This window comes from Clostridium sp. SM-530-WT-3G, from assembly GCF_012843905.1.
Taxonomy (GTDB): domain Bacteria; phylum Bacillota; class Clostridia; order Clostridiales; family Clostridiaceae; genus Clostridium.
On sequence record NZ_JABAGC010000022.1, the window covers coordinates 1 to 15,704 of the forward strand.

Genomic DNA, 15,704 nt, shown 5'->3' on the forward strand with positions numbered 1-15,704 from the left:
AATGGTGACATGCAAACTGGTTGGGTACAATCTCCATACAGCGGAAAATGGTTCTACATGAACCCATCAAATGGTGACATGCAAACTGGTTGGGTACAATCTCCATACAGCGGAAAATGGTTCTACATGAACCCATCAAATGGTGATATGATGACTGGTTGGATACAATCTCCAGTAAGCGGAAAATGGTACTACATGGGTTCTGACGGGGCAATGGTTACAAACACAACTGTAAATGGTTATGTTTTAGGTGCTGACGGAGCTTGGGTTAGATAATCATCTAAAATAATAAAATTTATTTATATTATTACTTTGAAAAATCCTGCATATAATAAATATGTGGGATTTTTTGTATATGTTTCATAAAAAATTTAAGAAAAATTTAATATCATATTCATTATGGCAATATTTACACTTCTTATATGGAATGATAATATAAAATATAGGCTGAATGTTATTGAAAAACTCTAGTTTGTTTATTAAGTAGTAAATAAGGAGGTAGATATGAGGGAGAAAAAAGCTATATATTTTGTTATAAGATTTATACTTATAATATTTGTGCTGAATATACTTAATATTTTAAATATTAGCCAAGCTAATGCTTCAGTTGATACTAATTCATATCTTAAGTATTTACGACTTAGTGAGGGAGAAGATTTAAATTTTTCAAGTAATAAATATACCTATATCACAGAAGTAAGAGAAAGTGTAGATGAAATAACAGTAAAGGCTAGACCTTCATTTACTAATGATAATGTATATGTAAATGGAGTTTTAACAGCAAAAGAAGATAATTATAGAGCAGATATAGATTTGGTTTATGGTAAGAATAAGATAACTATAGATGTTATAGATTGTTACAATAGATCTAAAACAACTTATACTGTATACGTATATAGAGGCGGAAAGAATGCTGTTTTCTTTGATAATATAAAAATTGATTATAATGAAATTGGATATAATCAAAAAGTAAATATTTATAATATAGAACGTGATAAAAAAGATAATAATATAGTTCTTGAGCTATTTACAGTTGATGAAAACTATGAGGTAGAGATTAATGGGAAAGAAATTGATCCTAGTAAATCAATTAAAATTAAATTTGATGGATTAGGAAAATATATAGTAAGAATACGATTAATAGATAAACAAACTTCTATGGAAAATACTTATACATTAAATATTTATGTTGGGATTCCAGTAACTCCAGATGTTGAAGGTTATGTAAATTCTATATTAAAGCCTAATCAGTGGGTAATAGTAAATGGAAGATATAGATATAATAATAGTGAAGGAAAACCTTTGAAAAATCAGTGGTTTTATGATAAGAAAACTAATGGGTATTATTATTTAGATAATAGGGGAAATATGCAAACAGGATGGTATGAAGTTTATGATAATGCATACTATTATCTTGGTACAGATGGAAAGATGCAGACAGGTTGGGTGTATACTGATAATCATTGGTATTATTTGAACTATTATGGTATGATGAAAACCGGATGGATTTATGAGAATGGAAACTGGTATTTCTTAAATGATGATGGTTCAATGGTGACAGGATGGAAGAAAATTAATGGTATATGGTATTACTTTTCTGTGAATGGTCAAATGAGGACAGGTTGGATGTTATACGATAAAAAGTGGTATTTACTTAATGAAGATGGTTCTATGAAAACAGGATGGTATTACTATAAAGATGAGTGGTATTACATGAATCCAGATGGTAGTATGAGAACTGGAGATTGGTTATATTATAAGTCAAATTGGTACTATATTAATTATTCTGGAACTATGAGATGTGGATGGCTTTTCAAAAATGATAAATATTATTATTTTAATGAAGATGGAACTATGAATAAGACTACTAAGGAAATAGATGGATACACTTATTATTTTAATGATGACGGATCTGTAAATTTTGTATAATTTTCAACTAAAATATATAAAGGATTAAAGAGATTATAGAACTAAACTTTTTAGATTTATAATCTCTTTTTATTTTTGCATGGAAAATTATATTCATAAATAACTTTTGATGGTATACGAAAATATAGTTTATTATGAAATTTTTGATTAAGTGAGTATGAGGATAAAGAAAGTTTCAAAGCATACGATAATAAAGCTATGATATGTTAATGTCATTTCTAATGTTGACAAGTAAATGGGAGGAATTATTGGTGAAAGAAAGTGGAAAATTGAAAAGAATAATGTCTTTTTTACTTGCATTTGCAATGATTTTTAGTCTAATGCAGGTAAGCAATATAAAGAGTGTTAGAGCAGCTACAGTGACACCAGGAAATGAAGGCACGCAAATTCCAGGCCTTATATTTCGTGTAGGTGATGAGAATGGAGATATTAGAATAGTTGATAAGGCTGCTGATAATAAAAGTAAATATGTTATTAGACAGCTTCAAATGGCAAAAAAATATACATTGGAAGCAGAAGAGGGATATACTTTAGTAGATGTTAAAAAGCCCAATAATATGGAGCTTTCTGTAACTGAGAGTAATGACAAAAAGAAGTATGCATTAGTAAATATTAAGGACTATAGTGCTTTTGTACTTACTGTAAAAATAGCAAATTCAGAAGGTATAGAAACTTCTTATGATATTAATATAGATTTTAGAGGAGATTCTTCATTAGAGTTTAAAAAGATATCAATTACATATTCAGGACAGGGATCTACATATACTGACTCTATTGAGTTTGGAGTTACAAATTCTAATGGTGAATATGTACAAGGACCTATAGATTCTAAATATGAAAAAGCATCTATTCAATTAATTAATTCAAGTGGATTAGCAATGGATTTTAAAATTGAAGGTCACAGTGGAAAAAGTGTAGATTTAGTTGGTGGGAGAAATGAGTTTAATATAATTGTTTCAAGTAATGGAATTTCTAAAATATATACTTTAGTATTAAACAAAAAAGGACAGGCGTTGCTTAAATCTTTAACACCGTCATTTGGAAAGTTATCTCCAGCATTTAATTCTCAAATATTTGATTATGAAGTTACTGTTCCAACTACACAAGAAAAAATATCATTTACACCAGTTACAGTTGATAATTCCTCAACAATTAAGGTAAATAAATCAACTGTATCAAGTGGGAAGAAGAGTCCAGATATTAGCTTGCAAGAAGGAAAAAACAACATTACAATAACTGTTACTTCAGATAAAGATGTAAATGTATATACTATTACAGTAATAAGAACAGAACAATTTAGAAGTAATCAGCTTACAGGATTAACTTTGACAAGTGGTACATTAAGTCCAGTATTTAATAAGGGTATTTATGAGTACACTACAATAGTAGATAATAATGTTACATCAATTGGAGTTAAGCCAATTGCAGAGGATAAAAACTCGACAATAAAAATTGATGGAAAAGTGGTTCCAAGTGGAGCTACATCACCTTATATTAATTTAGATGAAGGTGGAAACATTATTACCATAACTGTTACAGATACAAAAAATAATAAGCAGACATATACTGTTAATATAACAAGAAGATATCCAAAAAATAATGCTAATTTAAGTAGTTTATCTGTAAGTGATGGAAAATTAAATCCAATATTTGATCCAGAAATTTATCTTTATAGTGTTACTGTTGCTAGAAATATTGATAACGTAAGATTAAAATTTTCTACTCAAAATGATAAAGCAGTTGTAAAAATTAATGGTGTTGAATATAAGACTGGCCAATCAGATAAGATAAAACTTAATCTTGGTGTTAATAATGTTAAAGTTGAAGTGATAGCAGAAGATGGGACTTCACATACAACTTATTCTTTGAGTATAATTAGAGATAAAGTAGAAGGAAAGTATCAATGGGTTGTAGAAGGCGATCAATGGACATATTATAATGGGTATGGTGTTAAGGTTAAAAATGACTGGGTTAAATATGATAACTTATGGTACTATATGGACATTAACGGCTATAAGCAAACTGGATGGAAGCTTATAGGGGGAATATGGTATTACTTTAATTCAGATGGAATTATGCAAACTGGTTGGATTTATGATAAAGGATATTGGTACTATCTGCAAGGAAACGGTGCTCTAAGGACTAATGGATGGGCAATGTACGATGGTAATTGGTACTTGTTTAATGAACTTGGAGAAATGCAGACAGGATGGCATCAATATGGTGGGAATTGGTATTATATGTCTGACACAGGTATTATGCAAAAAGGCTGGATAACATATGATAAGAACAAATATTATCTAAATGATGATGGAAGTATGAGAACTGGCTGGTTATTTGATGGAAGAGTATGGTATTACTTTGGTGAAGATGGCCAAATGAAAATAGGTTGGCAAACAATAGACGGGAAAAAATACTACTTTGATTCGTCAGGAGCAATGAAAACAGGAATGATGTTCCTTGATGGAAAGTGGATAAACTTAGGTAATGCATAATAATTAAAAAAGAATCTTCTCTAAATACAATATGTATTTAGGAAGATTCTTTTATTGCGTAGGAAATTATATTAAAGTGAAGTGTTTGGTTATAATATTTAACTTCAATTAAATATATTTTTACGAAGACACATTAAAATAGTTTAGATATTTATATTTTTATAGTGATATCTTGTGGTAAGTAAAAAATGAATTTTGGTCATAAATTATTTAAACTGATTAGTATAAGTGATATAATGTTAGTATAGTTTGGGAGGGATATTATGATAAAAAGAGTAAAAAAGACATGTTCGTTAATACTATTAGCAACGGCTATTACAAGTATAGTGCCTACAGGATTAATGAATACTGCTGCAAATGCAGCTGTTAATAGTAATTCCGATGCAGGAACAAGTTCAAATCAAGGAGATGCATCTATAATACAAAGCGTATATCCAGGATGTACTATTCAAGTTGGAAATCCTGTATATGTGCCTATAGTAATAAATGATACTATAGCTAATACTATAGCTACTAATGTATGCAGTTCGCCTTCTAATATTAGAAAAATTTTGAAAGCAGATCCAGATTTAGTAAAGAGAACTTTACAAAAGGATCCTAATATTGTATTAGGATATTTACAACAAAATCCTAATGTTGTTAAAAGCTATCTACAAGCAAATCCTGAGTTGGCCAAAGGGATAATAATTAAAAATCTGATGAGCAAAGGGATGAGCGAAGAGCAGGCGGCAGGTATGGTTCAACAAATTGTTGCAGCTGGAAAACTTAATGATACTATTAATAGTATTAATATCAATGATATAATTGCATTTTTACAAGGAAATCAAACTTTAATGAATACTATTATAAATAACATTGATATTAATTCTGTAATTGATAGTATGAGTGATGATTACATTAATAATAATATTAAACCTGTTGTTTATAAAGCAGTGTATGATATGGCATTATCATATAACAATACACAAGTACCAATTTATCCTTTTACAGCAATTAACGGAACTACAGTTAAGGACAAAGGCTATTTTGTAGGAGGAAATATTGGAGCAGCAATGGCTAAAGCTACTGGAGAACCAATATATATATCAAATGATAGTCCGATGACCAATGATATTAAGAATGCTCTTATAGATGCAATTAAAAATAATTTAGGATCTATAATTCAATCAACTGGAATAAAAGATATAATCAATGATGTAAAAGATACTGTTGGTAATATAACAGATACTGTTGGTAATATAACAGATGCTGTTGGAGATTTATCAGATTCTCTTAATGATTTAGCAGATTCGTTAAATGATAAGAGTGATGATGTTGATGATGCTTGGGACAAAGTCTTTGATAGATTTGATAATGAGCCAGGCTGGGGTAAGAGAGATGGATATATCTATTACTATGATGAAGATGGAATAAGTCTAAAAGGACCTCAAACAATTAATGGAAAGACTTATTATTTCAATAGAATAGATGGTGCTATGGAAACAGGATGGCAGATTGTTGACGGAAAGAAATGCTATTTTGATAAGAAAAAAGGATATGAGTTATTTTCACAATGGGTACAAGATGGAGAGGATTGGTATTTCTTGGGTGCTGATGGTGCTGTAGAAAAATCTCAATGGCTTAATTATGGAGGTAATTGGTATTATCTAAAAGCTGATGGAAAGATGGCTAAGGAATGGTTTAAAGTTGATGATTACTGGTATTATTTTAATCCAGGAAATGGTGCTATGGCTTCTTCACAATGGATTTTATATGATAATGATAGCAAATGGCGTTATGTAAAAGGTAATGGTGCTGCTGCAAATGACTGGGAATATATAAATGGAAACTGGTATCATTTCAAAAAAGAAAGTGCTCAAATGGAAACAGGTTGGTTTAGAGCTGATGGAAATTGGTATTATGCCGATAGTAATGGAGCTATGCAAACTGGATGGGTACCTTGTAATGGTGGCTGGTGCTATTTAGATACTAGTTCAGGTAAGATGAAGAAAAACGAATGGGCATATTCTAATGGAAATTGGTATTATTTCAATGTAAATGGAATGATGGTTACAGGAAACAGATATATAGATGGAACTAAATATACATTCAATAGTAATGGAGCATTAGTATAGAAATAAATTTAATGATATCTTAAAATCATAAAATGGTTTTAAGATATCATTTTTTTATTAGTATTTAGTTGAAGAGGTTTCATTCGATAATAGAAATAAAATGTAAAATTTGTATAATAACTTAAAAATCCTATGGATAGAAGTCTAGATTTTATAAATTTGAAGTAATATCAATAATTTTAGGGAGGATATTTTTTATGAAGAGAAATCTCATACTTAAACTGATAACTGGTACTGTAATTACTACAACATTATTTAGTGGAACCTCATTTAGAGCAAATGGTCAATGGAGAGTTGATAGTCAAGGAAATTATTATTTTAATGATGGAAGTGGCTTTTCATTTGGATGGAAAAAAATTAATAATGTTATTTATTATTTTGATAATAATGGTGTTATGCAAAAAGGATGGATTAAATATAATGATGCATGGTATTTCTTAGATGAAGGTGGAGCACTTAAAACTGGATGGATAAATTTCAATAATAACTGGTATTATTCTAATTCTGCTGGAATAATGCAGACTGGAATTATTAAAATTAACGGAAAAACATATTGCTTTGCTGATAATGGAGTAATGCAGACAAAAAATATGATTATTGATGGACAATTTTATACAATTGCAAATGATGGAAGTGTAGTTGGAGCAAGAGTTCCAGAACCAGATAAAGTTTTTGATGCATTTGGAAACTGTGTACAATCAAATTCATCATTATCTGAAAATAATATATCCCCAATTGAGTCTATGAATATGCAAAAACTTGTTGATACTAGTGAAGTAGGTGATTTTGATGCTCCTATAAGAAAGTTTACAGTAACCTTTAGAGACTATAATGGTGATGAGATTGATAAAATGACTGTAAAAGAAGGTAATTCAGTAGATATAATTGATGCAAATAAAAGAGAAGGCTTTAAATTTATTGAATGGAATACTAAGAGAGATGGTTCAGGAAATGGATATAATGAGGATGATCAAATAAGAGTACATTCTGACTTAAATCTATATGCAGTTTATAAACAGGAAGCAGAAGTAACTCCTATATCATCTATTTCTATAGAGGGAGAAAATGAAGTTGAAGTAGGAAATAGGGTGCAATTAATTGCAAATATTAAACCTTCTAGTGCAACTAATACGAATGTTAAATGGAATATTATTAATGGGACTGGAGAAGCTGTAATTGATAATAATACTGGCATTATAGAAGGTATAAAGACTGGTACTGTAACTGTTTATGCTGAAGCAGAAGATAATCCAGAGATTAGATCAAAGGATTATGTAATAAATGTTATTGAAGCTAAAAACTTAGTAGAATCTATTACTATTACTGGACCAAAATCAATAGATATTGATAGTGGAACAGCTCAATTAGTAGCTGAAATTAAACCGGATAATGCAAGTAACAATAATATTAGGTGGATAATTAATAGTGGAAGCAAGTATGCATCAATTGATGAAGAAACTGGTCTTATTACAGCTATTGCAAATGGTGAAGTAGAAGTAGTTGCTAAAGCTATTGATGGTTCAGGAAAAATTAGTGAGCCATATATTATAACTATAACAAATCAACAACCTAAATTAGAACGTATAAATATAGCTACAAATAATAATATTTACAAAGTATCAAAAGGAAAGACTATTGAATTCAATGCATTCCTTACACCTAATACTGATTTATCTAATGAACAAAGTGAATTAGAGTGGAGTGCTAAGTACATAAGTGGAGTAAATAAAGGAGAAGATGTTAAGTTTAATAAAGAATCTAATACTAAAATTATATTAACTGGTACAGATGAAAAAGGAGAAATTGAAGTTAAAGCTGTAAGCAAGAAAAATCCTCAAATATATTCAAGTAGAACAGTTCGTGTGATTCAAGATGCAGAAAGTGTTGAAATAATTGCTACAGATGATACTGGAAAGCAAGTAAGTAAAGAAAGCCAAGACAACACAGGAAATGGGGCTACTTTAGTAAGAGAAGCTGAAATTATAAAAGAGGGACAAGTGTTGAATTTAAGTGCTAAGCTTGGTCCAAATGATACTGAAACTAAAGGTGTTGAATGGAGTATTGTAAATGAAGATTCTAATGATGATTCAGTTATTGCAACACTCAGCTCAACAAATGATTTACATCCAACATTAACTCCTAAAAAGGATGGAAATATAACTATCAGAGCAACTGCAAAAGACAATTCTAAAGTTTATGGAGAATTAAAGGTTAAAATTTCAGGACAACCTGTGAAAGCTACGTCTATTAATATAGATAAAATTACAATAAAGAGGAATGGAATTGACATAGAAGTAAAACCAGAAGACCATTTTGAAGTATATACAGGTGACACAATAGAATTTGATGCTTCTGTCGATGATGCAGCAACTAACAAAAAGATAACATGGTTAATTGCAGAAGGAAAAGATTTTGTTAAGGAAAAGAGTAAAGAAAATAATAAATATGTGCTAGAAGTTATAAATCCAGGTAAATTTAGAGTGATTGCATCAGCAGATAATGGAGCAGGAATATCTACGAGTAAAGATATTAATGCTATAAGAACTGCCACATCTATAATGTTAAGTTCTAAAACAGGCTTAGTTCCATACGTACAAGGAATTGATTATGTGGTTGCAGAAGGTAAAGATATTGATTTTGAAGCAATAATAAATCCTTCAGATGCACTAGGAAGTGATATTATTTGGAGTGTTGAAAATATTAATGGAGATGCAGAAGTTAGATTAGACAACCTTGGCAGTAACAATCAAAATCAATCAATTGGAAATGTTTCAAAAAAATCATTTTTAGCTGTAAAAACTGGAGATGTGAAAGTAATTGCAAAACATAAAACAGGTAGAGAAACACATAGAATTGTTAGAATTTTACCTATAACTACAGATATAGATTTAAAAGCAGATAAGTATAACATAGAACTAGATAAAGATGAAACTGGATTTATTCAAATGACAGCTACATCCAATATAGATGCCTATAGTAAATATAAATGGGAATGTAAATCTTCTAATAAAAATTTAGTGGCAAAAATAAGTGATAGTGGATATTTAGAAATAAAGAGAATAGGGGATATATCTGGTCCTGTAGATATATCTGTTACAGTAAGAGCATTAGATGGTAGTGGAAAAGAAGCACATAATATAATTAAGGTTTCACCTAAAGCACCAATTCAGAACAATACACAGGGGACTACACAAAATAATTAGAATAAAGAATAGATTTTAAACTATTATTTATTTATAGAATTAGGAGGAAAAATGAAGTCTAAATTAATAAATAGATTAATTGCATTTAGTTTGATTTCAATTACAGCTATTGCAGCAATGCCTAAGAAGGCATCTGCTGCATGGATAAGTAATTACTATGGCGGATGGGCATATAGTGATGGCTATCATTTAGCTACAGGCTGGAAATGGATAGATGGAAAGTGGTATTATTTTAATTCTAATGGGTATATGATGACAGGTTGGATAAATGATGGTGGAAAGTGGTATTATCTCGATGGAAATGGAGTAATGCAGACTGGCGTAATACAAGTTGAAGGTAAAGTTTATCTTATGTCAAATAGTGGAGATATGCAAGTTGGTTTAGCAGTCGTAAACGGAAAGGAATATAATTTTGCTGATAATGGGGCATGTATTGGAAATGATATACCTATGCCAAAGATTGCTTTTGATTACTTTGGAACTCCTACAGTACCATTCATACCTAGTCAGATTATAAATACAAATGTTGGGATAACAAATGAATTACCTTCAGATGGTCAAGAAAAAACAATAGAGTATAAAATTACTTATAAGGATAAAGATAATATATTAGAAGTAAGAAAATTTAATGCTGATGAAAAAGCAAGAATATATGAGCCAAGTAAAAATGGTTATAACTTTGTTGAGTGGAATACTGATGAAGATGGTGATGGAAAGTCATATAAAGCAGATGAATTAATAACGTTGACTAAGGATATAACTTTATATGCTCAATGGGAGCGTAAAAAGGATAATAATACAGATGCTGAAAATGAAATAATTAAAGTTACTTCAATAAATATAAAAGTGCCAGGTAATGTTAGTAGTTCAGGAGTAGCCACAATTTCTAATGATAGTAAAGTACAGTTATCTGCAATAGTTACTCCAAGTAATGCTACAGATAGAAAAGTAGAATGGTCAATTCAGCCATCAACTACTGGAGGAAAGGCTACTATTAGTAGTAATGGAGTTCTTACAACTACATCACAAGGATTTATTACAGTAGTTGCTAAATCAAAGGATGGAGCATATGCAGAAAGAAAAATACTTATAGAGTAAAATTAAATCATAGTCTTAATACATTGAATTTTAGGATTTTGTAAAAAGGAGCATTTTTATGCTCCTATTTTAGAATGTAAATTCTAATTTGTATTCTTGCACAAATTATATTAATTTGACATATGTAAATAAATTTCAATATAAACTATTGTTATATTTAGCATATAATATTGTTGAATAAATGTTATTTAATGTACAGTTTATATTTATATACATAAAAATGTGAATGTGCTATAATATTTTAGGCAATTGACGGTTAAAATTTAGATACTAAATTAAAATTGACAAAAGATTAATTTAAGATTATTGTATGGATAATTATATTAGTCTATTTTTATTTATATATTAATTTAAAATGAATGGAGGATTTAGCTTTGGCTGATTATATAAAAGAAATTGAAAAGAGAAGAACCTTTGCAATTATATCCCATCCCGATGCTGGTAAAACAACATTAACTGAAAAGTTCCTATTATATGGAGGAGCTATAAGACTTGCAGGTTCTGTTAAAGCTAGAAAAGCATCTAAGCATGCTGTTTCTGACTGGATGGAAATAGAAAAGCAAAGAGGTATCTCAGTTACTTCATCTGTAATGCAATTTAATTATGGTGGACATTGTATAAATATTCTTGATACTCCAGGACATCAAGACTTCTCAGAAGATACATATAGAACTTTAATGGCGGCTGACTCAGCTGTTATGGTTGTTGATGCTGCTAAAGGTATAGAAGATCAAACAAGAAAACTATTCCAAGTTGCATCACTTAGAGAAATGCCAATATTCACGTTTGTAAATAAGATGGATAGAGAAGCAAAAGATCCATTTGAATTACTTGATGATATTGAAAATGAACTTGGAATAAAGACATATGCTATGAACTGGCCAATCGGTTCTGGTAAGGACTTTAAAGGTGTTTATGAAAGAGATAACAAGAGAATAATAGCATTTAATGGTGGTAATCATGGTCAAAACGAAGTAAATGCTATTGAAGGAGATGTAAATGATCCTAAATTCAGAGAAATATTGGGAGATGCTCTTCATGATAAATTAATGGAGGATATTGAACTTTTAGATATTGCTGGAGATGAGTTAGATATTGAAGCAGTAAGAAGTGGTCAGTTAACGCCTGTGTTCTTTGGATCAGCTTTAACTAACTTTGGTGTTGAACCATTCCTTGAACATTTCCTTGAAATGACTACATCACCACTTGCAAGACACTCAGATATTGGAGATATAGATCCATTTGATGATAAGTTTTCTGCATTTGTATTTAAGATTCAAGCAAACATGAATAAAGCTCATAGAGATAGAATTGCTTTTATGAGAATATGTTCAGGTAAATTTGAAAAAGGTGAAGATGTATATCATATGCAAGGTGGTAAGAAGATTAAGCTTGCTCAACCACAACAATTTATGGCTGAAAATAGAGAAATTGTTGAAGAGGCATATGCAGGAGATATAATCGGTGTATTTGATCCAGGTATATTCTCAATTGGTGATACATTATGTTCACCATCAAAGAAATTTAAATTTGAAGGTATTCCAACTTTCGCACCAGAACATTTTGCGAGAGTTCGTCCTGTAGATACAATGAAGAGAAAACAATTCATAAAGGGATGTACACAAATTGCTCAAGAAGGAGCTATCCAAGTATTTAAAGAAATCCATATAGGTATGGAAGAAATAATAGTTGGAGTTGTAGGTGTACTTCAATTTGAAGTTCTTGAATATAGATTAAAGAGCGAATATAACGTTGAAATTAAGATGGATAGATTAGACTATAGATATGTAAGATGGATAGAAGATCAAAATATTGATATGGATAAGTTAAACTTAACTTCTGATACTAAGAAAGTTAAAGACATGAAAGATAGAAATCTTCTTATATTCCAAAATGACTGGGGTATTAACTGGGCTCTAGAACATAATGATGGCTTAGTATTATCAGCAGTAGGTAAGAATGATTAATTTTATTAGTCAAAATGAAAATTAATGCTAATAAATAATAGTTAATATTAATTAAATTGACTATAAGTTATTTATAAAAGTAGCAGTAGAGTATTGATTGAAAATAATCAAACTTTGCTGCTATTTTCATTGTATTATATAAAACCAAAATTATGATTAATGAAAAAATAACATATAAATAGTATTTAATACCTTTAAAAATATGTGTTATTTTGGTAAAATGATGTGAGGGAGGTGGAGGAAAGTTTTGAATATTAAAAAGAAACTTATTACACTTGTAGTTATATTAGCTATGATTGTAAGCTTAGTTCCGATTAAAGGTGTACAGGCAGCTACTACTGATTTTGATATTATATCAAGTACAAAAGTTACTGCGAAGCAAGCTAAAAATTGGGCTAAGTCAAAAGGTGCAACTGATACTTTTGCAAATTTAGCAGAACTTTACTGGAAGTATTCAGATAAGTGTGGAGATGTAAATCCTGCAATTGCATATGTACAAGCAGCAAAGGAAACTGGTTATGGAAGATTCGGTGGGGTGTTGGATGAGAGTTATCACAATCCATGTGGACTAAAAACAAGTGCAGGTGGAGGCGATTATGATAAGAATGCGCATCAGAAATTTAATTCATGGGATGAAGGAATTCAAGCGCATATGGATCATTTAGCACTATATGCAGGTGCGAAAGGATATCCAAAGGATAATACATATGACCCAAGACACTTTGTAACAATCAAGGGTAAAGCAAATACAACAAATGAACTAAGCACTAGATGGGCACCAAGTAGCACATATGGTGAAGAAGTAGGAAAACTATATATGAATCTTATGGATTATGCTGGAGTAAAATATAGTTCTTCAAATAATAATAATTCAAGTGTAGACGTTGAGAGTCCTGATAGTTCATCAAATGAAGAACCAAATCCAGGTTCAGTAGAAAAAAAACCAGAAGATTTAAAGGTGAATTCAGTTTTAGGAGAAGTAAAGCCTGAAACAAATAACTCTGAATCAGATGATAAACCATTAATAACTTCATCAAAGGGTTGGAAGTTGGAAAATGGAAAATGGTATTACTATAAAGAAGATGGAATAAAGGCAGTAGGTTGGATTAAGCCTGATTCTAATTGGTATTACTTAGATAGTGAAACAGGTGAAATGAAAACTGGATGGCTTAAGTTGAATAATAACTGGTATTACCTAGAATCATCAGGGGCAATGGCTAAAGGATGGAAGCTTGTTGGTGGTAGATGGTATTTCATGAATATGAAGACTGGTGTTATGGAAACAGGTATTCAGCATGATGGAAGTCATCTTTATTATTTAGAATCCTCTGGTGCAATGAATACAACTCCAGGATGGAAAAAAATAAATAACAAGTGGTATTACATGCAAAGTAATGGTCGAGTTACTATAGGATGGTATAAAGAAAATAATACATGGTATTACCTTCAAGGTGATGGAAGTATGGTAACTGGTCTAAATAAAATTGATGGAGAAATTTACTCGTTCAATAGTAGCGGAGCTATGGAAAAAGGATGGAAGTCTATCAATAATAACTGGTACTATTTTAATAATAGTGGAGCTATGGCAACTGGATGGATAAATGATAGAGGTACTTCATATTATTTATATGATAATGGAGCTATGGCCAAAGGATGGCTTAAGTTAGGTAGTTCATGGTACTTCTTAAATGCAAATGGAGCTATGGCAAAAGGATGGGTAACATCTAATGGCGATATGTATTATCTTGATCCAGCTACAGGTAGAATGCTTACTAATACGACAGTTGATGGATATAAAATAGGCTCAAATGGTAAGAGAGGATCTAAAGTATCAAGTTCGAGTGGAAGTAATAGCACAAAACCAAATCAGAATCCAAGTCAAGGTCCAAACACACCATTTAAGCCTTCAACAGGAAATGGTAAAACAATTTATGTTGATGCTGGACATGATTATGGAAAGGATTATGGTTCAGAAACTACATTAGATGGCATTAAATACAGTGAAAGTGATTTAAATATACAAGTAGCTGATAAACTAAAGAAAGAACTTCAAAACAGAGGATATAATGTTATTATGACAAGAGAATTAGGTGAAAAGCCTTCGTTCTCATCATTAGTTGAAAGTCTTTCATATAGAGTTAATAAAGCAAATAATTCAGATGCAGTTTTATTTATAAGTATCCATCATAATTCAGCTGGAGAAACAGCTCAAGGTATAGAAACACTTTATAGTGATAGATCCCAAGATAGTGCATTTGGTGGAAAATATGATAGTTCAAGAATTGCAACTAGTAAACGTCTTGCAACATCAATTAACAATAATATTTCTAACAAGTTAAACTTAGTAAATAGAGGTGTAAAAGATCAAAACCTTTATGTATGTAGAAATGTAAAGATGCCAGCAGTCTTAGTTGAAACAGGATTTATTACTAATAAAGAAGAAGCTAAGAGATGTGCAGATCCAGTAAGTCAGCAGAAAGTTGCAGAAGCAATTGCTGAAGTTATAGAGTCTAATTTTTAATTATTATTTTCAATATGAATTATTGAAAATAATAAATAATATATTAAATTTAAATGCAGTTATATGAATTAAATAAGTTTGTAGCTTTAAAATTCGTATAGCTGCATTTTTGTAATATGTTAAGTTTATTAAAAAAATAAAACATATATTCCAATATATTAAAGATAAAAAATGTATATTTTTACATAATAATAAAGTGTAGGTATAATTTTTTTGAAAAAAACTTAAGAAAAAAGTCAAATTTATCGTATAAAGTACCGAAAATAGATGTTATACTTGTATAGTATTATGTAAACATAAAATAACTATCAAAAATTTAAATTAGTTAGAAAATATAATTTTGAAATTAGTCAAACAATTCATATTTTTTAAGTAAT

The 15,704-nt window shown here is 30.0% G+C and carries 7 protein-coding genes and 1 pseudogene; all 8 read left to right on the forward strand.

The features are described 5' to 3' along the window. Nucleotides 1-276: pseudogene (locus HF850_RS09200) on the forward strand (choline-binding protein A); the annotation flags it as partial. Nucleotides 277-504: 228 nt separating this feature from the next. Beyond that, on the forward strand, nucleotides 505-1,929 hold the full coding sequence (locus HF850_RS09205) for a cadherin-like beta sandwich domain-containing protein (protein WP_169105148.1): 1,425 nt from the start codon (nucleotides 505-507) through the stop codon (nucleotides 1,927-1,929). Between the two features lie 251 nt (nucleotides 1,930-2,180). Continuing rightward, a complete protein-coding gene (locus HF850_RS09210) occupies nucleotides 2,181-4,424 on the forward strand; it encodes a cadherin-like beta sandwich domain-containing protein (protein WP_347564424.1) in 2,244 nt (747 codons plus the stop codon). A gap of 263 nt (nucleotides 4,425-4,687) precedes the next feature. Next, nucleotides 4,688-6,538 (forward strand): N-acetylmuramoyl-L-alanine amidase family protein, encoded by a 1,851-nt coding sequence (locus HF850_RS09215; RefSeq protein ID WP_243159451.1) that lies wholly within the window; start codon nucleotides 4,688-4,690, stop codon nucleotides 6,536-6,538. 197 nt (nucleotides 6,539-6,735) lie between these two features. Beyond that, nucleotides 6,736-9,741, forward strand: coding sequence for an Ig-like domain-containing protein (locus HF850_RS09220; RefSeq protein WP_169105150.1), 3,006 nt, complete (start codon nucleotides 6,736-6,738; stop codon nucleotides 9,739-9,741). A 51-nt stretch (nucleotides 9,742-9,792) separates the two neighbouring features. After that, nucleotides 9,793-10,839 (forward strand): InlB B-repeat-containing protein, encoded by a 1,047-nt coding sequence (locus HF850_RS09225; RefSeq protein WP_169105151.1) that lies wholly within the window; start codon nucleotides 9,793-9,795, stop codon nucleotides 10,837-10,839. A gap of 374 nt (nucleotides 10,840-11,213) precedes the next feature. Then, nucleotides 11,214-12,806, forward strand: a complete 1,593-nt coding sequence (locus tag HF850_RS09230; protein ID WP_169105152.1) for a peptide chain release factor 3 — start codon at nucleotides 11,214-11,216, stop codon at nucleotides 12,804-12,806. Nucleotides 12,807-13,053: 247 nt separating this feature from the next. Next, on the forward strand, nucleotides 13,054-15,327 hold the full coding sequence (locus HF850_RS09235; RefSeq protein WP_169105153.1) for an N-acetylmuramoyl-L-alanine amidase: 2,274 nt from the start codon (nucleotides 13,054-13,056) through the stop codon (nucleotides 15,325-15,327). Nucleotides 15,328-15,704 lie beyond the last annotated feature (377 nt).